Consider the following 23,493-nt stretch of genomic DNA (forward strand, 5'->3'; position numbering starts at 1 on the left):
CTGACGTGGCCAACCCTACCGGGACTCCTGGTCTCCTGCGACCGTCCGACCAGACGGTGCACGACCGCCGGCGACGGCCCCGAGCACGCCGTTGACGAAGCCGGCAGAGTCCTCGGTGGACAGCGACTGCGCGAGCTCGACCGCCTCGGCGATCGCGACGGCGTCGGGGACCTCGGGGTTGAACCGGAGCTCCCAGACGGCCATCCGCAGGATGCAGCGGTCGAGGACCGGCATCCGGGCGATCGACCAGCCCTGGGCGTGGTCGACGATCACGGCGTCGATCTCGTGACGGGCGTCGTCGACACCCGTGACGATCTGCCGGGCGTAGTCCCAGCTGGAGGCACGCTCCGGCTGGTCCAGGTGCCGGACCGTCTCGGTGGCGAGCACGTCCGCGATCGGCAGCTCGCGCACCTCGGCGACGTACAGCATGTCGAGGGCGCGCTTGCGGGCCTTCGAACGAGCACTCATACGGTCAGCGCCTAGGAGTTGACGCGGCCGAGGAAGCTGCCGTCGCGCGTGTCGATCTTCACCAGGGTGCCGCTCTCCAGGTACAGCGGGACCTGGATGCGGTGACCGGTCGCGATGATGGTCGCGTCCTTGGTGCCACCGGACGAACGGTCACCCTGCAGGCCGGGCTCGGTCTCGACCTCGGTGACGATCGACGTCGGGAGCTCGACGTACAGCGGGTTGCCCTCGTTCATGGCGATGGTGACCATCGCGGACTCGAGCAGGTAGTTCTTGGCGTCGCCGACCACGGTCGCGGAGACCGGGATCTGGTCGTACGTGTCGGTGTCCATGAACACGTAGGAGTCGCCGTCCTCGTAGAGGAACTGGTAGTCACGACGGTCGACGACGGCGGTGTCGATCTTCGCGCCGGCGTTGAACGTGCGGTCGACGACCTTGCCGGAGACGACGTTCTTCAGCTTGGTGCGGACGAACGCGCCGCCCTTGCCCGGCTTGACGTGCTGGAACTCGACGACCGACCACAGCTGGCCGTCGATGATGAGAACGGCGCCGTTCTTGATGTCTGTGGTACTGGCCATGAGTCGTCGGTGTCCCGTTCGGTCGTGTTGTGATGTGTCCTCGGGCCGCGGACGGCCCCGGACGAGTGTAGCGGACGCCCGCCCGGCGGCCGGAGCGGTGCCCGTCGCGCTCAGCGCCGTCGTCGGGCGAGCCAGGCGTCGATCGCCGCCCAGGCGAGCAGCACCACCGCCGCTCCCCCGAGCAACGCACCCGCGACCCCGGTGGACAGGGTCGCCGTCGGCCGCGCCGGCAACGACAGGTACACGATCGCCAGGACCCCCGCCCCGGCCCCGAGCAGCACGAGCAGGATGCGCCGGATCATGCCGGACACGAGCTGCCGGTCGCGGCTGTCCGCGAAGAGCCGGATGTTCACCGTGAACCGGCCGGTCTCGATCGCCTCGCCGATGCGGTCCACCCGGCGGGGCAGCCGACGGGCCGCGGACACGACCCCGAGCAGCTCCTTCGCCGCCAGGTCGCGGAGCTTGCCCGGCCGGAGTTGGTCGGTGATCTGCTCCCGGGCGAGTCCGCGGGACTCCTCGAGCAGGTCGAAGGACGGTGCGAGCGTGCGGAGTGTGCCCTCGAAGATCGCCAGGGCACGCGCCGCAGCGACGAAGTCCGGCGGCGGCTTCAACCGGTACCGCCCGAAGACCTCGACCGCGTCGTCCACGGTGTCGACGCCGATGCGTGCCCCCGGACCGAGCTCGTCCGCGACGAAGCGGGCGATGTCCCGACGGAAGTCGGGCTCGTCGTGCGCATCGCGCACGGGCGCCATCCGCAGGACCGCATCGGCGATCCGCGACGTGTCGTCCTGCAGGTAGGCGGCCAACAGGTCCTGGACCGTGTCCCGGAGACCCGGGTCGAGCCTCCCGACCGATCCGAAGTCGATCAACGCGGGCCGCCCGTCGGGCAGCACCAGGACGTTCCCCGGGTGCAGGTCCGCGTGGTACAGGCCGTCGAAGACGACCTGGCGCAGGAAGGCGCGGAGGATCGCGCGCATCGGCGCGTCGAGGTCGCGCTCGGAGCGCTCGGCGCGGATCGCGCTGAGCGTGTCGCCCTCCAGGAACTCCATCACCAGCACACGCCGGCCGGACAGGTCCGGGTAGGGGTCCGGGAACCGGACCTCGTCCGGACGCGCGCTGCGGGCCTGGGCCGCACGCAGCGCAGTGAGGTTCCGCAGCTCGGACACGAAGTCCACCTGACGGATCAGGTCGTCCGCGTACTGGCCGGCGATGTCCTGCACGCCGACCTGTCGCGCCTCGGTCGACCACCTGGCCATGAACCGGACGACCCGCAGGGCGATGTCGACGTCGCGGCGCACGGCGGCGTCGATGCCCGGCCGCTGCACCTTCACGGCGACCGCGGTGCCGTCGGGCAGCCGGGCGCGGTGCACCTGCGCGATCGACGCCGCCGCCACCGGCACCGGGTCGAACGTGGCGAAGACCTGGTCGACCGGCGCACCGAGCTCCTGCTCGAGCAGCGCACGGACCTCGTCCGCCGGCGCCGCCGTGACGTTCCGCTGCAGGTGCGCGAGTCCCTCGGTCCACTCCTCGGGCAGCAGGTCGTCGCGCGTGGAGAGCAGCTGGCCCATCTTCACGAACCCGCCGCCGGCTTCCTCGAGCGCGCGGCGCAGGTGCTCGGCCTGGTCGCGACGCAGGTCCGAGGTCGCCGGGTCGTGCGAGAAGTCGAGGCGGCGGAAGGGGACCAGGTGGTGTCGGCGGGCGATCGAGAGGAGTTCGGTGAAACGCCGGCCCCGGGAGCGCAGCGTGCCGGTGTCGGCGTCGCGCGGGCCGGAGAGGTCGCTCAGTCGGGGTGGGGTGGGCACGCCCGTCAGTCTGCTCCCCGCTGCTGGGTCCGCCGCGTGCGGGTGGTGCCGTCCGTCACGTCGTCCCATCCTCCTCCACAGCCTGGAGGCCCGGCGCGGCTTCCACAGGTCCGCGCGGGCCCGGCGCGGGGCTCGGTCTCTGCAGTGGATTCGTCGGGGCCTGCGCTGACCGAGCAGGCTAGACGCCGACCTCCTGGTAGGCGGTGAAGAGCAGGTGGTCCTCGGGGCCCTCGAGCACGACGGGTTTGCCGACGCCGTCCAGGATGATGAACCGCAGCATGCCGGCACGGGCCTTCTTGTCGCGACGCATGGTGGCGAGCAGCCCCTGCCACCGTCCGACGCCGTACGAGGTCGGAAGCTCGAGCGACTCCAGGATCGTCCGGTGACGGTCGACCGTGGCGTCGTCCAGGTGTCCGGTCAGCCGGGCGAGTTCGGCGGCGAACACCATGCCGACCGACACCGCCGCGCCGTGGCGCCACTGGTACCGCTCGGCGTGCTCGATCGCGTGCCCCAGGGTGTGCCCGTAGTTCAGGATCTCGCGTCGGCCCTGCTCGGTGAAGTCGTCCGACACGACCTCGGCCTTGAGCGCGATGGCGAGCTCGACGACCCGGCGGAACTCCGGCGTCGTCGGGTCGGTCACCCGGGCGACGTCGGCCTCGACGATGTCCAGGATCTCGGGCACGGCGATGAACCCGGCCTTCACGATCTCGGCGAACCCGGTCAGGATCTCGTTGCGCGGCAGGGTGCGGGCGAGGTCGAGGTCCACGACGACGGCGCGGGGGGCGGAGAAGGCGCCGACCAGGTTCTTGCCCTCGTTCGTGTTGATGCCCGTCTTGCCGCCGACGCTGGCGTCCACCATGCCGAGCACGCTCGTCGGGACGGACACGTACGCGACACCGCGCAGCCACGTCGCGGCGACGAAGCCGGCGAGGTCGGTGACGGCACCGCCGCCCAGGCCGATGACCGCGTCGGTGCGGGTGAAGTCGGCCTGCCCCATGATCTGCCAGCAGAACGCCGCGACCTCGACACGCTTGGCGCCTTCGGCGTCGGGGACCTCGGCGATCAGGGCCTCGAGGCCTGCTTCGACCAGGAGTGCTCGGAGCTCGTTCGCCCGGGCGCCGAGCGTCGGCGAGTGCACGATCAGGACCTTCGCGACACGCGGGCCCAGTATCCCGGGCAGGGTGCCGAGCAGGTCCGTGCCGACGGCCACCGTGTAGCCGTCGTCACCGCCCACCCGGATCTCGGTGGTCCCGGCGGGCAGGGTCGGCTCGGTCACGGTGCTCCTTCGGTGCTGGTGGTGCTGCTGGTCGTGCTGCCGGGCGCGGCGTGAGTGCCAGCGTCGCTGCGCACCCACGTGACGACGTCGTCGACCACACGGGACATCGGCCGTCGGGACGTGTCGACCACGACGTGCGCGAGTTCGGCGTAGGTGGCCGCTCGCTCGTCCATGATCGTCTGCCAGGCGTCGATCCCACCGTTCGCCAGCAACGGCCGGTCGGACCCGGCGATGCGCTCGGCGACGGCCTCGGGCGAGACGGTGAGCAGGACGATGCGCGCTCCGGTCAGGGCCCGCCGGGTGTCCGCGTGGGTGACGGCTCCCCCGCCGACGGCGACGACGCCGCCCGTGGACAGCGCTGCCCGGACGGCTTCGGCCTCGAGCGCACGGAACGCCGGCTCACCGCGGTCGGCGAAGATGCCGGGGATCGGTCCGTGCTCGCGGACGATGGCCCGGTCGGTGTCCGTGAACGGCACACCGAGGGCCTTCGCCACCCGCTTGCCGACGCTCGACTTGCCGGCACCCATCGGGCCGATGACGACCACGGGCGCGTCGGCGCGTCGGACGTCGGTGCTCACAGGTCGGTCGAGGTCGCCGAGGGCTCGGTCCGGCGCGTGCGCAGGGTCTCCGGGATCGCGGCCAGGTAGGCGTCGAGGTTGCGCTTGGTCTCGACGACGTTGTCGCCGCCGAACTTCTCGAGCACCGCGTCGGCGAGCACCAGGGCCACCATCGCCTCGGCGACGACCCCCGCAGCCGGCACAGCGCAGACGTCCGAGCGCTGGTGGTGCGCCGCGGCGTCCTCACCGGAGACGACGTCCACCGTGTGCAGGGCGTGCGGGATCGTGGCGATCGGCTTCATGCCGGCTCGGACGCGCAGCACGGTGCCCGTGGACATCCCACCCTCGGTCCCACCGGCACGGTCGCTCGTGCGGTAGATCTCGCCGTCCTCGCGGTACAGCTCGTCGTGGGCCGCGGAGCCACGGCGACCGGCGGTCGCGAAGCCGTCGCCGACCTCGACACCCTTGATGGCCTGGATGCCCATGATCGCCGCGGCGAGGCGGGCGTCGAGCCGGCGGTCCCAGTGGACGTGCGAGCCGAGGCCGGGCGGAACACCGTAGAACAGCACCTCGACGACACCGCCGAGGGTGTCGCCGTCCTTCTTGGCGGCCTCGACCTCGGTGACCATGCGCGCGGAGGTCTCGGCGTCGAAGCAGCGCAGCTGGTCCTCGTCGAGGCGGTCCACGTCGTCGGGCAGCGGCAGGTCGGTGCCGTCCGGCACCCGGACCGTCCCGACCTGCAGCGTGTGCGCCACCGAACGGATGCCGAGTTCGGCCAGGAAGGACTTCGCGACGGCGCCGAGCGCCACGCGTGCCGCGGTCTCACGGGCGCTCGCACGCTCCAGGACCGGGCGGGCCTCGTCGAAGCCGTACTTCTGCATGCCGACCAGGTCGGCGTGACCCGGACGCGGTCGGGTGAGCGGGGCGCTCCGGCCGCGGGACATCTCGGTGGACTCGATCGGCTCGGGGTTCATGACCTCGACCCACTTCGGCCACTCGGTGTTGCCGATGCGGATCGCGATGGGGCTGCCGAGCGAGTAACCGTGTCGGACGCCGCCGGACACGTGCAGCTCGTCCTGCTCGAACTTCATCCGCGAGCCGCGGCCGTAGCCGAGCTTGCGGCGTGCGAGGTCGGCACGGATGGACTCGAACGACACCGGGACACCCGCGGGCAGGCCCTCGAGCATGGCGATCAGTTCGGGTCCGTGGGACTCACCAGCGGTCAACCAACGAAGCATGCGGCAATCCTCCCACAGCGTTCGTCCGTGCGACGTCGGCGCCTACTGGTAGTCGGGGTGCGCCCGCAGCCAGGCCTGGAACTGGTCGACCGCGACCAGGTGCTGGTCGTAGGTGTCCGAGAAGACCGTCTTGCCCGACTCCAGGTCGACCGTCACGAAGTACAGCCACTTGCCCGCGGCCGGAGCCGTGACCGCCTTGATCGCGACGTCACCCGGGTTCGAGATCGGCGCGGGCGGCAGCCCCTCGTGCACGTAGGTGTTGTACTCGTTCGAGGCGTCCGCGCGCTCCTCGTCGGTCGTGGTCACGGTGTGCGTGTTGCCCGTGCCGTACGCGACCGTGGCGTCGGACTGGAGCTTCATGCCCTGGTCGAGCCGGTTCTGGAACACCCGCGCGACCTTCGGGTAGTCGGCCGCGAGCCCGGCTTCCTTCTGCACCAGCGACGCGAAGACGATGGTGCGCTCCTGGTCGGCCTCCTTGACGCCGGCGGCGGCGAGGTGCTCCTTCATCGTGTCGACCATCGACTTGAAGTACTGTTCGGCGGACCAGCCCGGGTTGATCGGGTAGGTCGCGGGGAAGAGCCAGCCCTCGAGCGTCGTGACGCCTGCCGGCAGGTCGTACGCCGACAGGTCCTTCGCGGCCGCGTCGACCTGCTTCTTCGTCAGGCCGGCCTTCGAGACCATGCCGGCCTCGATGTCGGCCAGCGCGGTGCCCTCGGGGATGATGATCGACGCCTGGACCCGGTTGTCCTTGTCCTGCAGGGCGGCCAGCGCGGACTTCGAGCTCATCTGCTTCTTCAGCGCGTACGAACCGGGCTGGAACTGCACGTCCGGCGAGGCGAGCAGGAGCTTGTAGAACACCTTCGAGTCCTTGACGACGCCGCTGCGCTGCAACGTCGCGGCGACGTTCTCGCCGATGTCCCCCTGCTTGATGGTGATGGTCACCTTCGAGGTGCCGTCACCGGTGTAGTCGTCGGGCTCCTGCGCACCGCTGATCGCGCCGATCAGCTGCTGGATCTTCGGGGCGGCGAACGTGTAGGCCCCGACACCCGCGGCCAGCACCACCGCGACGATCACGAGCCCGGCGACGAGCGGTCCGCGTCGACGCTTCGGTCGCGGGTCGCGCGGCTGCCTGGAGGAGCGTCCTCTGCCGCCTCGTCCCCCGCGTCCGCCGCCTCCCGCGGCGCCACCGCCGCCGGTCGCGTCGCCGTGGTCCGTCCCGTCGGCACCGGACCCGCCGCCCGCGGCGGTCGCCGCGGACCCGGTCGGCAGTTCGCCGGTCAGGAGTGCTGCGACCTCGGGGTGCAGCTCGTCGGGGCTGGTGGCGATCGGTGCGTCGGCGGGAGACGCCGGGCGTTCGTCGCGCGTGGTCGCCGGAGCATCGTCGGCCGGCTCGGGGGCCTGCGGCTCGTCGGTGGGCTCCGGGGCGGGTGAGCCGGCGACGCGGGCTCGTTCGGCCTCGAGTGCGCGGGCTTCGCGTCGGGACATCGGAGGCGCGGGTGGTGGGGTCACCCGACCAGCGTCGTCGCGGTCATCGGTGCCTGTCGTGCGGTCGGAAGTCGCCTTCCGCCGCTCGGCGTCGTTGCCGGGCGCGATGATCGCGTTCCAGTCCAGATCGTCTGCCAACGTCCTCGGTCTCTCGGTCGGGAACTCCACCTGGGCACCGTCGTCCGCGGACTGACGACGGGAGCACCCTTGCGCGGTACCGGGCAGCCCTGTCAGGGAAGCGTGGTGCCCGGAGGGGCACCTGCACTGCGCTCGTGGTCGAGCGCGTGTTGCAGAATGATAACAGCGGCTGCTTGGTCGATCACGGCCCGGGACTTCTTCGTGTTCTTGCCGGCCTGGTGCAGCCCGCGCTGGGCGGTCACCGTCGACAGTCGTTCGTCCACCAGGCGCACCGGACGACGCGCTGCGATCCGGGCGGCGAACACGCGGGCGTCCTCGGTCGAGGCGGTGTCCGCGCCCGACATCGACAGGGGCAGACCGACCACGACCTCGACGACGTCGTACTCGTCCGCGAGCTCGAGGATGCGCCGGAGGTCCTTCGAGTCGTCGCGACGGACGGTCTCGACCGGCGTCGCCAGCAGGCCGTCACGGTCGCACACCGCGACCCCGATCCGGGCGCGCCCGACGTCGACGCCGAGCCGCCGCCCGGACCGGATGCCCACGGTCAGCCCGCGAGCCGTGCGGTCACGGCACGGAGCGCCGCGGGGAGCGCGGCCGCGTCGGTCCCGCCGCCCTGCGCCAGGTCCGGCTTGCCACCGCCACCGCCACCGAGCACGCCGGCGGCCTCCTTCGCCAGGGGGCCCGCCTGCACGCCCGCAGCACGAGCGGCGTCGTTGGTCGCGACGATCACGATCGGCTTGCCACCGACGACCGCCCCGAGCACGACGACGGCAGCACCGTCACCGAGCTGGCCCCGCACACCGGTGGCGAGCGAGCGCAGGTCGTCGCCGGACTGCAGTCCGTCGACCGTCTCGGCGACCACGGTGGTGGCACCGACGGTCGTGGCGTTGCGGGCGATGGCGGGCACGCGCTGCTGCAGGTTCGCCGACTCGTACTCGGCGAGCTTCTTCTGGGCGCTCCGCAGGTCCTCCATCAGGTTCTGCACGCGGGCCGGCAGGTCGGCACGAGGTGCCTTGAGCGCGCTGGAGAGCTGCGACACGATCGTGCGCTCGACGGCGAGGTCGCGGAACCCCTCGAGCCCGACCAGCGCTTCGACGCGGCGGTTCGTCGAACCGACGCTCGACTCCCCCACCAGGTTGACCAGTCCGATCTGTGCACTCGAGGCCACGTGGGTGCCACCGCAGAGCTCGCGGGACCACGGGCCGCCGATGTCGACCATGCGGACCTCGGCGCCGTACTTCTCACCGAACAGGGCCTGCGCGCCGAGGGCCTTCGCCTCGTCGATGGGCAGGATGCGCGTGGACACCTCGAGGTCGGTGCGGATCGCGGTGTTCACGACCTCCTCGATCTCGGAGCGGGTCTCGAGCGACACGGGCTGCGACCACGAGAAGTCGAGGCGCATGTAGCCGGACTTGTTGTACGAACCGGCCTGCAGCGCCTCCGGCCCCAGGATGTCGCGGAGCGCCGCGTTCACCAGGTGCGTCGCGGAGTGTGCCTGGGTCGCGCCACGGCGGTACTCGGCATCGACGACGGTGCTCGCGGCGTCGCCGACCCCGACCTCGCCGGAGCGGACCTGCACGGTGTGGCTCCAGAGCCCGGAGACCGGTCGCTGGACGTCGAGGACCTCGAGGTCGAACCCGTTGCCGACGATCGAGCCCTGGTCGGCGTCCTGGCCGCCGGACTCGGCGTACAGCGAGGTCTCGCCGAGGATGACCTCGGCGATGTCGCCCACCACCGCGCGGTCGACGCTGACGCCGTCCACGATGATGCCGAGCACGCGCGTCTCGGTCTCGAGTGCGTCGTAGCCCAGGAAGGTCGTCTCGCCCTTCGCCCGGAACGCGCTGTAGACGCTCAGGTCGGCGATCGCGGTCTTCTTGCTCTTCGCGTCGGCCTTCGCCCGGGCGCGCTGCTCGGACATCAGGGTCTCGAAGGCCGTGCGGTCGACGTGCACGCCGGCTTCCTCGGCCATCTCCATCGTCAGGTCGATGGGGAACCCGAAGGTGTCGTGCAGCAGGAACGCCGTGTCGCCGCCGATCGACGGGGCACCGTCCTGCTTCGCGCGCTCGACCGCGACGTCGAGGATGGTCGTGCCCTGCGCCAGGGTGCGGAGGAAGGTCTCCTCTTCCGCGTAGGCGATGCGGGAGATCCGGTCGTAGTCGGACGCCACCTCGGGGTAGGCGTCGCGCATCGCGTCGCGGGACGCCGGGAAGAGCTCGGGGAACGTGGCGGCCTCGACGCCGAGCAGGCGCATGGCGCGCACGGTCCGGCGGAGCAGGCGGCGGAGGATGTACCCGCGGCCCTCGTTCGACGGACTCACGCCGTCGGCGATGAGCATCAGCGAGGAACGGACGTGGTCGGCGATGACACGCATGCGCACGTCGTCCTCGTGCACGGCACCGTAGCGACGGCCGGAGATCTCGGCCGCGCGGTCGAGCACCGGGCGCACCTGGTCGATCTCGTACATGTTGTCGACGCCCTGCTTGATGAAGGCGACGCGCTCGAGCCCCATGCCGGTGTCGATGTTCTTGTTCGGCAGTTCGCCCGTGATCTCGAAGTCGTACTTCGACCGCACGTCGGCGATCTGGTACTGCATGAAGACGAGGTTCCAGATCTCGACGTAGCGGTCGTCGTCGGTGGCCGGGCCGCCGTCGATGCCGTGGTCGGGGCCGCGGTCGAAGAAGATCTCGGAGCAGGGACCCGCGGGTCCGGGCTGCCCGGTCGACCAGTAGTTCGTGTCCTTGCCCAGACGCTGGATCCGCTCGTCGGGCAGCGACGAGTGCTGCTTCCAGAAGGCGATCGCCTCGTCGTCCTCTTCGTAGACGGTGACCCAGAGGTCGTCGGGCGAGAAGCCGAGCCCCCCGTCGGTCTCCGACTTGGTGAGGAACTCCCAGGCGAACTGGATCGCCTGCTCCTTGAAGTAGTCGCCGAACGAGAAGTTCCCGTTCATCTGGAAGAACGTGCCGTGGCGAGGGGTCTTGCCGACCTCTTCGATGTCGTTCGTCCGGATGCACTTCTGCACGCTCGTCGCCCGCGGGAACGGCGCCGGGATGAGCCCGGTCAGGTACGGGATGAACGGCACCATGCCGGCGACCGTGAAGAGGAGCGACGGGTCGTCGGAGACGAGGGACGCGGACGGGACGACGGTGTGGCCGCGGTCACCGAAGTACTGGAGCCAACGGCGGCGGATCTCTGCGGTCTGCATGGTGCTTCCTGGGTTCAGGTCGTGGGTGGAGGAGAGTCGTGACAGCTCGAAGCGGAGCGCTCAGACGTCCGTGCGGAGCTCGGCGTCGCGCGATCGGTAGCCGTCCGCGACGGCACCCGTGAAGGCCTTCGTCTTGGCGTTCACCTCGGCGAAGAGCCGGGCGCCACCGGAGGTCTGGGCGACCCGGTGTGCGACGGCGAAGCCGATGACGATGCCGACGGCGACGAAGAACAGCTGCTTCACGGTGCCTCTCCCTCTGTGCACCCGGGCGGTGCATGCCCGGACAAGCTTAGCCGCCGGTGCCGGAACGCCGAACGGCGGGTCGCCCTCGAGAGGACGACCCGCCGTTCGGGTGTGATCAGTGGATCAGCGAGCTGCGTAGTACTCGACGACGAGCTGCACTTCACAGGTCACGGGGACCTCGGCGCGCTTCGGGCGACGCACGAGGCGGGCCTGGAGCTTCTCGATCTCGACCTCGAGGTAGCCCGGGACCTTCGGGAGGACTTCCTGGTGGCCACCGGCAGCGGCGACCTGGAAGGGCTCCATCGACTCGGACTTCGCCTTGACGTGGATCAGCTGGCCCTCCTTGACGCGGAAGGAGGGGCGGTCGACGAGCTTGCCGTCGACGAGGATGTGACGGTGCACGATCAGCTGACGGGCCTGCGCGGTGGTGCGGGCGAACCCGGCACGGACCACGAGGGCGTCGAGGCGCTGCTCGAGGAGCTCGACCAGGTTCTCACCGGTCAGGCCCTTCGTCTTGCGGGCCTCTTCGAAGACGATGCGGAGCTGCTTCTCGCGGATGCCGTACTGGGCGCGCAGACGCTGCTTCTCACGGAGGCGGACGGCGTAGTCGCTGTCCGCACGACGGCGCGTACGGCCGTGCTCACCGGGCCCGTAGGGGCGCTTCTCGAGGTAACGGGCCGCCTTCGGCGTCAGCGGGATGCCGAGCGCGCGCGACAGGCGGGTCTTGCTGCGGGTACGTGACTTGGTAGACACAGGGTCCTTTTCTCTGTTCGAACTGAATACTCGCCGGGCACTCCAACAGCACGCTCAGTGGTGCAGCACGTGCTCGGTCCCGACGACGGGATCCAGAGGGATGAGCCTGTGGGATCGGACGGCTACAGTCCGAACCTCTGCCCCCGTACCACCGGAGTGGCACTCTGTCCTCGACGCAGCCGTGCTCGAGGACCAGGACGTAGGCCCGGCAATGCTAGCAGCATCCAGCCCGGCGCAGAAGCACCGACACTAGTGCCCGCGTGTGATCTTCCGGAGTCGTTCGAGCCGCGGCCCGACCTCTCGCTCGTACCCGTTGGCCGTCGGGGTGTAGTACTCGGTGCCCTCGAGGGCGTCCGGCAGGTACTGCTGCTCGGCGACCCCGTGCTCGGCGTCGTGCGAGTAGACGTACCCCTTGCCGTGCCCGAGTCGCTTCGCCCCGGCGTAGTGCGCGTCGCGCAGGTGCATCGGCACGGTGCCCATCCGCCCCGCCTTGACGTCGGCCATCGCCTGGTTCACTCCGTTGTAGGCGGCGTTCGACTTCGGTGCCGTCGCCAGGTAGACGACCGCCTCGGCCAGGGGGATGCGGCCCTCGGGCATGCCGATGAGCTGGACGGCCTGCGCCGCGGCGACCGCGATGGACAGCGCCTGCGGGTCGGCCATGCCGATGTCCTCGGACGCGGAGATGATGATCCGCCGCGCGATGAACCGGGAGTCCTCGCCGGCCTCGATCATGCGGGCGAGGTAGTGCAGGGCTGCGTCGACGTCGCTCCCCCGTACCGACTTGATGAACGCGCTGATGACGTCGTAGTGCTCGTCGCCCTGTCGGTCGTAGCGGAGCAGTGCCCGGTCGACCGCGGCGGCGACGGTGTCGGCGTCGACGACGGGCACGGTGTCGTCGTCATCGTCCTGCGCCGCGGTGGCCGATGCCGCAGCGGCCTCGAGCGCGGTGAGGGCGCGTCGGGCGTCGCCGGAGGCGAGCCGGATGATCGAACTGCGGGCTTCGTCGCCCAGGACGACGGCGCCGCCGAGGCCCCGGGGGTCCTCGACCGCACGGTCGACGAGCATGCCGAGGTCGGGATCGGTGAGTGGTTTGAGCGTCAGGAGCAGGGAGCGGGAGAGCAGCGGCGAGATGACCGAGAACGACGGGTTCTCGGTGGTGGCTGCGATCAGGATCACCCACCCGTTCTCGACGCCGGGCAGCAGGGCGTCCTGCTGGGCCTTGCTGAACCGGTGGATCTCGTCGAGGAACAGCACCGTGGTCGACCCGTACAGGTCGCGGTGGGTCAGTGCCTTCTCCATGACCTCGCGCACGTCCTTCACGCCGGCGGTCACGGCGGAGAGCTCGACGAACTCGCGGCCGGACTGGCGTGCGATGGCCTGCGCCAGCGTGGTCTTCCCGGTGCCGGGCGGACCCCAGAGGATCACGGAGACCCCGCCGGGGTTGTCACGCGTGCCGGTGGCGAGCTGCACGAGGGGTGAGCCCCGCCCGAGCAGGTGCTGCTGGCCGGCGACCTCGTCGAGGCTGGTCGGTCGCATCCGGACGGCGAGCGGGACGGAACCCTGCGCGAGACCGGCGCGACCACCCGTGGTGGGCGCGTGCATGCCCGAACGATCCGCTGCCATCCTGCAATCGTAAGCCGCACCACCGACGCACGCCGCGCCTCCGAGCCGGTGGCGGTGACCGTTCGGCTACGCTCGTTGCACACTGCGACGAGAGGGCAGACCAGCACCGTGGCACCGAAGAACCCAGCGCGTGACAACCGTGAGGCGCGCGAGCGGCTCCGCCTCTACCAAGCCCGTCAGGGCCTGCACGAGCGGCAGCGCAGCCGCCGTGTGCGCGACAACCTGATCGGTGCAGGCGCCCTCGTCCTCGTCGCGGCCCTCGCCACCGGGTCGCAGCTCGCCTTCGCCGGGTCGCGGGGGTCGGACGCCCCGACACCGAGCACCTCCGGGTCGTCCACGGCGACGCCGTCGGCCAGTGCGACGGCCGGCAACACCGGCGACGTGCCGAGCAAGTCGATCGCGAAGGGCGCGACCTGGACGGGCACGCTCACGCTCAACAAGAGCATCGACCTCGGCATCGAGCTCGACGGGGCGAAGGCACCGCAGGCCGCGAGTGCCGAGATCTCGTTGATCCGCGACCAGTTCTACAACGGCACCACGTGCCACCGACTCGCCGACAGCGCCGGTCTGAAGTTCCTGCAGTGCGGATCCGCGAACGGCGACGGTACCGGCGACGCGGGCTTCGAGTACGGCCCGCTCGAGAACGTGCCGAAGGACGGCGTCTACGAGAAGGGCACGATCGCGATCGCTCGGTCGGACTCCCCCTACTCGCAGTCGACGCAGTTCTTCATCGTCTACGGGGACACCACGCTCGACGGCTCCACAGGCGGCTACACGGTCGTCGGGAAGGTCACGAGCGGCCTGTCCGAGCTCGAGTCGGAGATCGCTGCGAAGGGCATCGCGTCCCCCGGCAGCGACGGCACCGGCGAGCCCAAGGTGACGACGAAGATCACCGACGCGACCATCGCGGAGCAGAAGTAGTCCACAACCCGTCGCACCGGTCGGGCGGCGGAGCCCGTCCGTGCAATAGGCTGACGACCTGACCGTGCCGACGGTGACGTCGGCGATGCACGACCACGATCGAGGCGAGACCTGTGGGATCTGACGAAGCAACGACCTGGGGGCGGGTCGACGAGAACGGGACCGTGTACGTCCGGTACGAAGAGACCGAACGTGCTGTCGGTGAGTACCCGGACGCCACCCCCGAAGAAGCACTCGCCTACTTCGCGCGGAAGTACGCCGACCTCGAGGGGCAGGTGAAGATCGCCGAGCAGCGCGTCCAGCGCGGCGCGTCGGCGAACGACGTCGCCCGGACGGTCGAGCACCTGACGGCCCTGGTGGCCGACGCACGGGTGGTGGGCGACATCAAGTCGCTCGAGACCCGCGTGGGTGTCCTGGCCGAGCAGCTCGGCTCGCTCACCAAGGAGCAGGCAGAGCAGGCGCAGCAGGCCCTGCAGGACGCGCTGGCGCACCGCACCGCCCTGGTGGAGGAAGCCGAGGCACTCGCCGCGGTCGACCCGGCGCGCGCGCAGTGGAAGCAGATCACGGCGCAGCTCGACGACGTGTTCGCACGCTGGCAGCAGCACCAGCACGACGGGCCCCGGATCCCCAAGAACGAGGCGAACGACCTCTGGAAGCGGTTCCGCGCAGCGCGGTCCACCGTCGACCAGCACCGTCGTGCCTTCTACTCCGAGCTGGACGCACAGCACCGTGACGCCCGGACCCGCAAGCAGGAGCTCGTGGCGCAGGCCGAGGCCCTCGCACCCCGCGGCTCCGACGCGATCCCGGACTACCGTCAGCTCCTCGACGACTGGAAGAACGCCGGGCGTGCGGGCAAGCGGCACGACGACGCACTCTGGGCCCGCTTCAAGGCCGCCGGTGACGTGCTGTTCGAGCAGCGCCACGCCGAGAGCGCGGCCGAGAACGAAGAGTTCTCCGCCAACCTCGAAGCGAAGCAGGCCCTGCTGACCGAGGCCGAGCCGCTCCTGCAGGCGACCGACCGGGTCGCCGCGCGCAAGACCCTGACCGGGATCCAGCGCCGGTGGGACGAGATCGGCAAGGTCCCCCGCGCCGATGTCCGTCGTGTCGAGGACCGCCTGCGCGCGATCGAGGACCACGTCCGTGGGCTCGAGGACGCGCACTGGAAGGAATCGAACCCGGAGCGCAAGGCCCGTCAGAACGGTCTCGCGAGCCAGCTCGAGGACGCCATCGGCAAGCTCCAGTCCGAGCTCGCCGCGGCCCAGGCCACCGGTGACGCCCGGAAGATCAAGGACGCGCAGGAAGCCCTCGACGCCCGCAAGATCTGGCTCGACGCCCTGGGCGGCTGAGCCGCAGCACCACCCACGACGCCCCCGCGACCGGAACGGTCACGGGGGCGTCGTCGTGCGGGCCGAGCACAGCATGCAGGCCGACTCAGCGTGCAGGCCGGATCAGCGTGCAGGCCGGATCAGCGTGATCGCGGGGACGGCGGACACGCGGCTCAGACCGGCGCGGGCAGCCCGAGGAGCAGTCGGATGTCCAGGTCGTCCTGGCGCATCTGCGCGGCGAGCTCGTCCATCGACGAGAACTTCACCATGCCGCGAACGTACGACACGAAGAGCACCGAGATCCGGTCGCCGTACAGGTCGATGTCGACGTCGAGCAGGTGTGCCTCGATCTGCTTGGCCGGCACGCCCTCGAACGTCGGGTTGTTGCCGACCGACACCGCGGCCGGGTAGACCGTGCCGTCGTGGAGCACCCGCGCAGCGTAGACACCGTCGGCGGGGACGAACCCCTCGCACGCCGGATCGAGGTTCGCGGTGGGGTACCCCATCGCGCGGCCGCGCTGGTTGCCGTGCACCACGACGCTGCGGACGGCGTGTTCACGCCCGAGGAGCCGTGCGGCCTCGGCCACGCGGCCCTGGCCGAGCAGCTCACGGATCCAGGTGGAGGACACCCGGCGCTCGTCGTCGGGTCGGACGTCGTCGATCAGGTCCACGTCGTCGATGAGCTCGACCGTGAACCCGTGCTGCTCCCCCAGGACACGCAGCAGGGAGACGTCACCGGCGCCCTTCGCGCCGAAGCGGAAGTCACTGCCGACGAACACCAGGCGGGCGTGCAGGGTGTCGACGAGGATCTCGGACACGAACGCCTCGGGCGACTTCGACTGGAGTTCCTGGTCGAAGCGGAGCAGCAGGGTCGCGTCGACCCCGGCGTCCTCGAGCAGTTCGCGGCGTTGCGCGGTGCTCGTCAGGGCCGGCGGGACGTGCGGTGGGTCGATCACGTTGAGTGGGTGCCGGTCGAACGTCACCACGGTCGCCACGAGGTCGTGCTCGCGCGCGGCACGCTCCAGGTGCGCGATGACGGCTCGGTGCCCGACGTGCACACCGTCGAACTTGCCGATGGTGACCGCACTCGGCCCGAACCCGTCCGCCACGTCGGCGGTGTCCTCGTAGAACTGCACGGCGGCCCCTACTCGCTCGCCGGGGCAGTGGACGAGGACGCAACCGGTGTCGGCTCGGCGACCGCGGTGCGGTGGTGCTTGCGGAGCCACCAGAGCCCGGCGATCGGGAGCACGAGCGGCGCGAAGGCGTAGCCCATGCCGTAGTACGACCAGATGGTGTCGTCGGGGAACAGCTGACGGTCGAACAGCGACAGGGTGCCGATGACGAGCACCCCGGTCATCTCGAACGCGATCGTGACGCAGGCGACCCGGTACCAGAACCGACCGGGCACGATGAGGGCGATCATCGCGACGATGTACACCACCGCGGCGACGGCGCTGAGCGTGTACGCGAACGGTGCGAACGAGAACTTCTCGATGATCTGCACGACGCTGCGTCCGGTCGCCGCCAGCGCGAGGATGCCGTACACGGCGATGAGGACGCGGCCGATGCCGGTCGCGAGTGAGGATCTGGTCGCCATTGCACCGATTCTACCGACGCGCGGCTGCGCGCATGACCTGCGACGTCAGTTCAGCGCGAACCAGATCTGGTACATCCGGTAGACCATCACCGCGACGGTGAAGGCCCCGGCGCCGAGCACCACGGTGCTCCACTTCGTCCGGTCGATCAGCGCCCACACGACCGCGGCCGGTGGGACGAGGAGCACCGACACCGCGTACACCCCGAACTCGAGTGCGTTGCCGTCGGGCGGGCTGCCCGTCGCCGGCAGCACGATCGAGATGACACCCTGCACCAGGAGCAGCAGCTCGATCAGCACGAGTGCGCCGACGGTGTAGTCGTTCGGCTTCCAGCCGATGAACCCCACGACGACCGCGAAGAGCCCCACCACGACCGCGAGCACCAGTTGCACCCACATGAACCACTCGATCACGCGCGCGCTCCGGTCTGCGAGGAGGACGACGCACCGGGCGCCGGGAAGTTGGTGATGACCCGGAGCAGCCCGCGCCGAACGGACACCAGGCCCACGAGCCGGTCGTCGGAGGCGGTGACCGCTGCCACCGGCCCGGCCGAGTCGGGGTGCTCCGCGGCCACGCGCTTGCCGTCGGTGAGGTCCTTCGCCGACGCGGCATCGAGGGTGACGGAGGAGAACAGTCGACGGGCGATGTCCGCAGGACGTGCGAGCGCGGCGCGGACGTCGACGGCATCGTCCTCGAGGTCGATCGCGTCCTGCACGTCGAACGGTCCGACCCGGGTCCGACGGAGCGCGACGAGGTGTGCGCCGGTGCCGAGCGTCGCGCCGACGTCACGGGCGAGCGCACGGACGTAGGTGCCCGAGGAGCAGGTGACGACGACGTCGAAGTCCACCACGGCGACGTCCGTGCCGTCCACGGTGACGGTCCGGTCGTTGCGGTTCGTGACGTCGAACTGCGAGACGGTCACCGTGCGGGACTTGAGTTCGACCGCCTCACCCTTCCGCGCCAGGTCGTAGGCGCGGCGCCCGTCGACCTTGATCGCACTGACGGTGGACGGGACCTGGTCGATCACACCGCGCTGTTCGCTGACGGCGGCCTCGACGGCGGCCTCCGAGACGTCGGCAGCGGTCACACCGGGAGCCGTGGTGGGCGTGCCGTCGGCGTCGTCGGAGTCCGTCGACACACCGAGCCGGATGGTCGCCGTGTACGTCTTGTCGAGCCCCACCAGGTGCGTGAGCAACCGGGTTGACGGCCCGATGCCGAGCAGGAGCAGCCCGGTGGCCATGGGGTCGAGGGTGCCCGCGTGGCCGACCTTCTTCAGGCCGATTCGCCGGCGGGCGATGGAGACCACCCGGTGGCTGGAGATCCCCTGCGGTTTGTCGACGAGGAGGATGCCGTCCGGCGCGGTTTCGAGCACCAGGAGAGATTACCAGCGCCGGTCAGCAGGCGTCGTTCCACTCACGGCGGGGGTGCTCGGGATCGGTGACGTCGAGCACCGCGGAGGCCGCGATCTTGACGTCGGCCCGGCGCTCGAGCCGCCCGGCTTCCTGCTCCACCCACAGCGACCAGCGCCACAGGGTGCGGACCCCGGGGGCGAGGAGGCCCCGCCCGTGCACGATCAACACGCCGTCGCCGGCGCCGGTCGTGCGGAAGGGCGTGACCAGATCGGCCCGGAGCGTGTCCTGGTCGGCCGACGGCGCAGCGGCCGCCATGGCGGAGACCCCGTGCTGCTCGAACCCGGAGACGAGCGCGGCGGCGACCCGTTCGAGGTCGGTGCCGTCCTGCCCGTCGATGCCGATGACGGTGCGGTTGGTGCCGACCTGCGCGATCGCCTCTGCAGCGATCGCGGCCATCGTGTCGGTCTCTTCGGGTGCCCAGCGTGCCATGCGTCCACCGTAGGCTGTCGTGGTGAACGCGAGTCGGGCCTCCAGACAGAATGTGGACAACCCGACCGCGGGAGCCGGTGTGCAGGAACCGGCCACGCCGGAACAGCCCGACATCGCCACCCCGCTGATCGCGTGGTTCCGGCAGCACGCGCGGGACCTGCCGTGGCGCCGCCCCGGCTTCCCCGCCTGGGGCACCCTGGTCAGCGAGATCATGCTGCAGCAGACGCAGGTCGCGCGCGTGATCCCCCGTCTGGAGGCGTGGCTCACCCGGTGGCCGACGCCTCGCGACCTCGCAGAATCGCCTCCGTCCGAGGCGGTGCGCGCCTGGGACCGGCTCGGCTACCCGAGACGCGCGCTCGCGCTGCACGCCGCGGCGACCGCGATCGCGACCGACCACGGCAACGTGGTGCCTCGGGACGTCGACGCCCTGCTCGCGCTGCCGGGCATCGGCGACTACACCGCAAGGGCCGTCGCGGTCTTCGCCTACGGCGACCGGCACCCGGTCGTCGACGTCAACGTTCGCCGCGTGCTCGCACGGGCGGTCCTCGGCCAGGGCGAACCCGGGCCGGCGAAGGCGAAGCAGGACCTCCCGCTGATGGAGTCCGTCCTGCCGGTGGACCGTGACGACGCCGCGGCCACGAACGCCGCCGTGATGGAGCTCGGCGCCCTGGTGTGCGTCTCACGCTCCCCCGCGTGCGACGCCTGCCCGATCGCGGACCGCTGCGCCTGGCGTGCTGCCGGCTACCCGGAGCACGACGGACCGCGGGCACCGCGCCAGGCGAAGTTCGCCGGCAGTGATCGGCAGGTCCGCGGTCTGATCATGGCCGAGCTGCGCGCCAGCGACGTGCCGGTCACCCGGTCCGAGATCGAACCGGTGTGGCCGGACGCAGACCAGCGCGACCGGGCGCTCGCGTCGCTGCTGCGTGACGGTCTCGCCGTCGGCGACGACGCGAGCGGCTACCAGCTGCCCGGGGTCTAGGAACGGGCTTCGGCGGCGCCGTCGTCCTCGGAGTCGTCGTCCTCGTCGTCCTCGTCGCGCTTGTACGGGTCGGCGTCGCCGGCGTACGTCGCGCCGACCGAGGCCGCACGGACCTGCTCGTCGCGCACCTGGGCCTGCACGAGCAGGTCCTCCATGTGCGCCGACGTCTCGGGCAGGGCGTCCGCGATGAACTCCAGCGACGGCGTGAGCCGCGCGGTGATGTTCTTGCCGACCTCGGACCGGAGCATGCCGGTCGCGGCCTTGAGCGCCGCTGCGGAGTCTGCGCGCTCATCGTCGGTGCCGTAGACGGTGTAGAAGATCGACGCGTGCTGCAGGTCACCGGTCACACGGACGTCGGTGATCGTGACGAACCCGAGTCGCGGGTCCCGCAGACCCTTGTCGAGTCGACGTGCGACGACTTCCTTGATGCGGTCCGCCATCTTGCGTGCGCGCTGCGGATCGGCCATGTGGGTGCCTCCTGAGGCAGTGGCGGGACGCTTCCCGCCGGTGGTCCTGCGTGGGAAAGGGGTCGGGCCCCGGCCTCCCGCGTGGGGAGGCCGGGGCCCAGAGGAGTCACGCGATCAGTCGCGCGGCTTCTCGACGAGTTCGGTCGTCTCGACCTCGTCGCCGATCTGGATGTCGTTGAACTTGCCCAGACCGATACCGGCTTCGAAGTCCGTGCGGACCTCGGTCACGTCGTCCTTGAAGCGACGCAGCGACTCGATGGCCAGGCCATCGGCGACCACGACGCCCTCGCGGATGACGCGCGCCTTGGCGTTGCGCGTGATCGTGCCGGAGCGGACGATGACACCCGCGATGTTGCCGAACTTCGAGGAACGGAACACCTCGCGGATCTCGGCGACGCCCGACTGGACCTCTTCGTACTCGGGCTTGAGCATGCCCTTGAGGGACTGCTCGATGTCGTCGAGTGCGTTGTAGATGACCGAGTAGAAGCGCACATCGATGCCTTCGCGCGCCGCACGTTCACGGGCCTTGACGTCCGGACGGACGTTGAAGCCGATGACGATGGCGTTGTCGATCGTGGCGAGGTCGATGTCCGACTCCGTGATCGCACCGACACCGCGGTGCAGGATGCGGAGCTGGACGCTGTCGTCGACCTCGATGTCCAGGAGCGACTGCTCGAGTGCCTCGACGGCACCGGAGACGTCACCCTTGATGATGAGGTTGAGCGACTCGACCTTGCCCTCTTCGAGCGCACGGGTGAAGTCCTCGAGCGAGATGCGCTTGCGCGACTTCGCCAGCAGGGCGTTGCGCTCGGCCGCTTCACGCTTCTCAGCGATCTGACGGGCCGTGCGGTCTTCTTCCGTGACGAGGAAGGTGTCACCGGCGCGGGGCACCGAGGACAGACCCTGCACCTGGACGGGGCGGCTCGGCGTCGCAGCCTTGACCGCGACCCCGTTCTCGTCCGTCATCGCACGGACACGGCCGTACGCCGTGCCGGCCACGATGGCGTCACCGACGTGGAGCGTGCCGGACTGGATGAGGACCGTGGCGACTGCACCGCGACCCTTGTCGAGTCGGGCTTCGATCGCCACACCACGTGCGTCCTTGTCGGGGTTGGCACGCAGGTCGAGACCGGCGTCCGCGGTGAGCAGCACGGCGTCCAGGAGCTCCTGGATGCCGATGTTCTGCCGCGCCGACACGTCGACGAACATGACGTCGCCGCCGTACTCCTCGGCCACCAGGTTGTACTCGGTGAGCTGCTGGCGGACCTTGGCGGGGTTCGCGCCTTCCTTGTCGATCTTGTTGACCGCGACGACGATCGGCACACCGGCCGACTGCGCGTGGTTCAACGCCTCGATGGTCTGGGGCATGATGCCGTCGTCCGCCGCGACGACGAGGATCGCGATGTCCGTCACCTGGGCACCACGAGCACGCATGGCCGTGAAGGCCTCGTGACCCGGGGTGTCGATGAAGGTGATCGGGCGGTCGATGCCCTCGTGCTGGGCGACGATCTGGTACGCACCGATGTGCTGGGTGATGCCACCGGCCTCGCCCTCGACGACCTTCGAGTTGCGGATCGCGTCGAGGAGGCGGGTCTTGCCGTGGTCGACGTGGCCCATGACGGTGACAACCGGCGGCCGCTGCTGCAGCACGTCGTCGTCTTCGTCCTCGAGTTCTGCTTCGAGGTCGATGTCGAAGCCCTCGAGGAGCTCCTTGTCCTCGTCCTCGGGCGAGACGATCTGGATCTTGTAGCCCAGCTCGTCGCCCAGGACCTCGAACGTGGCCTCGTCCAGCGACTCGGTCGCGGTCGCCATCTCACCGAGGTGGAACAGCACCGTCACGAGGTTGCCGGGCATGGCGTCGATCTTGTCCGCGAAGTCCGAGATGCTCGCACCACGACGGAGTCGGACGACCGTGTTGCCGTCGCCACGAGGGACCTGCACACCGCCGAGCGACGGGGCCTGACGCATCTCGTACTCGGCGCGCTTCGTCCGCTTCGACTTGCGGGCACGGCTCTTGCCGCCACCGCGACCGAACGCACCGGCGGTACCACCACCGGGGCCACGACCACGGCCACCGCCACCGGCGGGACGCGGGCCGCTGAAGGCCGGACGCGGGAAGCCGCCACCGGCACCGCCGCCGGCACCCGGACGGGCACCGGGGCCGCCACGGCCACCACCCTGGCCCGGGCGCTGCCCGAAGCCGTTGGGACGGTTGCCCTGACCGGGACCACCAGGACGCGGAGCACCCGGACGGGGCGTGCCCGGACGCGGGGGCTGCGGACGCGGGATGCCACCGCCACCGGCTGCGCCGGCGGCCGGGCGCTGGCCCATGCCCTGGTTGGAGGAGTACGGGTTGTTGCCGGGGCGCGGCGGGCGCGAGCCCATGCCCTGGTTCGACGAGTACGGGTTGTTGCCCGGACGTGCACCGGGCTTGGGGCCACCCGGCTTCGGACCGGCCGCCGCGGGAGCCTTCGGGCTGCTGCCCGGCTTCACCGCGTCGGACTTCGGTGCTTCGTCGGTCGAGTCGCCGGCCTGCGCGGCGGCCTGCTGCTCAGCGGCCTGCTTCTCGGCACGGGCCTTCTGCGCGGCCTCGGCCTCGGCCTGTCGCTGGGCGACGGACTTCGGTGCGGCCGGTGCCGGCACGTCGGCAGCGGGTGCTGCCGGGGCCTCGGGCTCCGGCGCGGGGGCCGGACGAGCCGGACCCGGACGGGGGCCGCCGGGCTTGGGTGCACTCGACTTCGGCGCGCTGGCCTTGGCGGGTGCGCTCGGCGCGGACGCCGAGTCGGCGGGCTTCGACGCGGGGACGCCGTCTGCCTGCAGGGCGGCACGGAGCTTCCGTGCCACGGGGGGCTCGATGCTCGAGCTGGCACCTCGGACGAACTCGCCGAGCTCCTTGAGCTTTTCGAGTGCGGTCTTGCTGTCGACGCCGAGTTCGCTTGCGATCTCGTGTACGCGTGGTTTAGCCACTGTTCTCCTTCACGGGTCCCACCCCGTGAAGGGGCAGG

At 70.7% G+C, this 23,493-nt stretch carries 22 protein-coding genes; 3 read left to right on the plus strand and 19 right to left on the minus strand.

Annotation, left to right across the window (positions count from 1 at the left end; genetic code table 11):
- Positions 1-15: 15 nt before the first annotated feature.
- From nusB to ACL00U_RS09675, 12 genes are all read right to left on the minus strand, one after another.
- Positions 16-468, minus strand: coding sequence for a transcription antitermination factor NusB (gene nusB, locus ACL00U_RS09620; protein ID WP_017887176.1), 453 nt, complete (start codon positions 466-468; stop codon positions 16-18).
- 11 nt (positions 469-479) lie between these two features.
- Positions 480-1,043 carry an elongation factor P gene (gene efp, locus ACL00U_RS09625; RefSeq protein ID WP_017887175.1) on the minus strand — a complete coding sequence of 188 codons (564 nt, stop codon included), beginning with the start codon at positions 1,041-1,043 and terminating at the stop codon, positions 480-482.
- Between the two features lie 110 nt (positions 1,044-1,153).
- Positions 1,154-2,845, minus strand: coding sequence for an ABC1 kinase family protein (locus ACL00U_RS09630; protein WP_017887174.1), 1,692 nt, complete (start codon positions 2,843-2,845; stop codon positions 1,154-1,156).
- Positions 2,846-3,023: 178 nt separating this feature from the next.
- On the minus strand, positions 3,024-4,121 hold the full coding sequence (gene aroB / locus ACL00U_RS09635) for a 3-dehydroquinate synthase (RefSeq protein ID WP_017887173.1): 1,098 nt from the start codon (positions 4,119-4,121) through the stop codon (positions 3,024-3,026).
- Entirely contained in the window at positions 4,118-4,699 is a 582-nt protein-coding gene (locus ACL00U_RS09640) for a shikimate kinase (RefSeq protein WP_214585010.1), read from the minus strand. The genes aroB and ACL00U_RS09640 overlap by 4 nt, the downstream gene beginning before the upstream one ends.
- A complete protein-coding gene (aroC, locus tag ACL00U_RS09645; protein ID WP_031259741.1) occupies positions 4,696-5,916 on the minus strand; it encodes a chorismate synthase in 1,221 nt (406 codons plus the stop codon). The genes ACL00U_RS09640 and aroC overlap by 4 nt, the downstream gene beginning before the upstream one ends.
- A 42-nt stretch (positions 5,917-5,958) precedes the next feature.
- Complete coding sequence (mltG, locus tag ACL00U_RS09650; protein WP_284761260.1) at positions 5,959-7,539, minus strand: endolytic transglycosylase MltG; 1,581 nt, start codon at positions 7,537-7,539, stop codon at positions 5,959-5,961.
- A 92-nt stretch (positions 7,540-7,631) separates the two neighbouring features.
- Complete coding sequence (gene ruvX, locus ACL00U_RS09655; RefSeq protein ID WP_031259739.1) at positions 7,632-8,075, minus strand: Holliday junction resolvase RuvX; 444 nt, start codon at positions 8,073-8,075, stop codon at positions 7,632-7,634.
- Positions 8,076-8,083: 8 nt separating this feature from the next.
- Complete coding sequence (gene alaS / locus ACL00U_RS09660) at positions 8,084-10,741, minus strand: alanine--tRNA ligase (RefSeq protein WP_017887168.1); 2,658 nt, start codon at positions 10,739-10,741, stop codon at positions 8,084-8,086.
- Positions 10,742-10,801: 60 nt separating this feature from the next.
- On the minus strand, positions 10,802-10,984 hold the full coding sequence (locus tag ACL00U_RS09665) for a hypothetical protein (RefSeq protein ID WP_017887167.1): 183 nt from the start codon (positions 10,982-10,984) through the stop codon (positions 10,802-10,804).
- 123 nt (positions 10,985-11,107) lie between these two features.
- Entirely contained in the window at positions 11,108-11,737 is a 630-nt protein-coding gene (gene rpsD / locus ACL00U_RS09670; RefSeq protein ID WP_017887166.1) for a 30S ribosomal protein S4, read from the minus strand.
- 249 nt (positions 11,738-11,986) lie between these two features.
- Positions 11,987-13,339, minus strand: a complete 1,353-nt coding sequence (locus tag ACL00U_RS09675) for a replication-associated recombination protein A (protein ID WP_083389349.1) — start codon at positions 13,337-13,339, stop codon at positions 11,987-11,989.
- Between the two features lie 129 nt (positions 13,340-13,468).
- On the opposite strand from ACL00U_RS09675, the gene ACL00U_RS09680 reads away from it, so the two are divergent.
- Both ACL00U_RS09680 and ACL00U_RS09685 read left to right on the plus strand, forming a co-directional pair.
- Positions 13,469-14,281 carry a peptidylprolyl isomerase gene (locus ACL00U_RS09680; protein ID WP_412873332.1) on the plus strand — a complete coding sequence of 271 codons (813 nt, stop codon included), beginning with the start codon at positions 13,469-13,471 and terminating at the stop codon, positions 14,279-14,281.
- A 113-nt stretch (positions 14,282-14,394) separates the two neighbouring features.
- On the plus strand, positions 14,395-15,627 hold the full coding sequence (locus ACL00U_RS09685) for a DUF349 domain-containing protein (RefSeq protein WP_017887163.1): 1,233 nt from the start codon (positions 14,395-14,397) through the stop codon (positions 15,625-15,627).
- A gap of 152 nt (positions 15,628-15,779) precedes the next feature.
- Here the strand turns inward: ACL00U_RS09685 and ACL00U_RS09690 are convergent, their stop codons facing one another.
- From ACL00U_RS09690 to ACL00U_RS09710, 5 genes are read right to left on the minus strand one after another with little or no spacing between them, the layout of a single operon-like run.
- The gene (locus ACL00U_RS09690) at positions 15,780-16,742 is read right to left on the minus strand and encodes a bifunctional riboflavin kinase/FAD synthetase (RefSeq protein WP_017887162.1); all 963 of its coding nucleotides are present in this window, start codon (positions 16,740-16,742) and stop codon (positions 15,780-15,782) included.
- 8 nt (positions 16,743-16,750) lie between these two features.
- Positions 16,751-17,203, minus strand: a complete 453-nt coding sequence (locus tag ACL00U_RS09695; RefSeq protein WP_017887161.1) for a hypothetical protein — start codon at positions 17,201-17,203, stop codon at positions 16,751-16,753.
- A 45-nt stretch (positions 17,204-17,248) separates the two neighbouring features.
- The gene (locus tag ACL00U_RS09700) at positions 17,249-17,614 is read right to left on the minus strand and encodes a hypothetical protein (RefSeq protein WP_017887160.1); all 366 of its coding nucleotides are present in this window, start codon (positions 17,612-17,614) and stop codon (positions 17,249-17,251) included.
- Positions 17,611-18,573 carry a tRNA pseudouridine(55) synthase TruB gene (gene truB / locus ACL00U_RS09705; RefSeq protein WP_412873333.1) on the minus strand — a complete coding sequence of 321 codons (963 nt, stop codon included), beginning with the start codon at positions 18,571-18,573 and terminating at the stop codon, positions 17,611-17,613. Before truB ends, ACL00U_RS09700 begins: the two co-directional genes overlap by 4 nt.
- A gap of 22 nt (positions 18,574-18,595) precedes the next feature.
- Positions 18,596-19,042 carry a hypothetical protein gene (locus ACL00U_RS09710; RefSeq protein WP_052481889.1) on the minus strand — a complete coding sequence of 149 codons (447 nt, stop codon included), beginning with the start codon at positions 19,040-19,042 and terminating at the stop codon, positions 18,596-18,598.
- 52 nt (positions 19,043-19,094) lie between these two features.
- Here ACL00U_RS09710 and ACL00U_RS09715 point away from each other — a divergent pair, with 52 nt between their 5' ends.
- Complete coding sequence (locus tag ACL00U_RS09715; protein WP_412873334.1) at positions 19,095-20,021, plus strand: A/G-specific adenine glycosylase; 927 nt, start codon at positions 19,095-19,097, stop codon at positions 20,019-20,021.
- Here the strand turns inward: ACL00U_RS09715 and rbfA are convergent.
- Together rbfA and infB are read right to left on the minus strand one after the other, a co-directional pair.
- Complete coding sequence (gene rbfA / locus ACL00U_RS09720) at positions 20,018-20,488, minus strand: 30S ribosome-binding factor RbfA (protein WP_412873335.1); 471 nt, start codon at positions 20,486-20,488, stop codon at positions 20,018-20,020. The two genes, ACL00U_RS09715 and rbfA, sit on opposite strands and share 4 nt — an antisense overlap.
- A 114-nt stretch (positions 20,489-20,602) precedes the next feature.
- On the minus strand, positions 20,603-23,455 hold the full coding sequence (infB, locus tag ACL00U_RS09725; RefSeq protein WP_042540195.1) for a translation initiation factor IF-2: 2,853 nt from the start codon (positions 23,453-23,455) through the stop codon (positions 20,603-20,605).
- Positions 23,456-23,493 lie beyond the last annotated feature (38 nt).

It is taken from the genome of Curtobacterium poinsettiae (assembly GCF_047226435.1).
In the GTDB taxonomy this organism is placed as follows: domain Bacteria; phylum Actinomycetota; class Actinomycetes; order Actinomycetales; family Microbacteriaceae; genus Curtobacterium; species Curtobacterium poinsettiae.

What these genes read in the sequence shown, in the direction of transcription:
- efp (WP_017887175.1), bottom strand. Translation starts at nt 1,043, where the DNA reads ATGGCCAGTACCACAGACATCAAGAACGGCGCCGTTCTCATCATCGAC.
- alaS (WP_017887168.1), bottom strand. Translation starts at nt 10,741, where the DNA reads ATGCAGACCGCAGAGATCCGCCGCCGTTGGCTCCAGTACTTCGGTGAC.
- ACL00U_RS09710 (WP_052481889.1), bottom strand. Translation starts at nt 19,042, where the DNA reads ATGGCACGCTGGGCACCCGAAGAGACCGACACGATGGCCGCGATCGCT.
- rbfA (WP_412873335.1), bottom strand. Translation starts at nt 20,488, where the DNA reads ATGGCCGATCCGCAGCGCGCACGCAAGATGGCGGACCGCATCAAGGAA.
- ACL00U_RS09695 (WP_017887161.1), bottom strand. Translation starts at nt 17,203, where the DNA reads ATGGCGACCAGATCCTCACTCGCGACCGGCATCGGCCGCGTCCTCATC.
- aroC (WP_031259741.1), bottom strand. Translation starts at nt 5,916, where the DNA reads ATGCTTCGTTGGTTGACCGCTGGTGAGTCCCACGGACCCGAACTGATC.
- ACL00U_RS09675 (WP_083389349.1), bottom strand. Translation starts at nt 13,339, where the DNA reads ATGCACGCGCCCACCACGGGTGGTCGCGCCGGTCTCGCGCAGGGTTCC.
- nusB (WP_017887176.1), bottom strand. Translation starts at nt 468, where the DNA reads ATGAGTGCTCGTTCGAAGGCCCGCAAGCGCGCCCTCGACATGCTGTAC.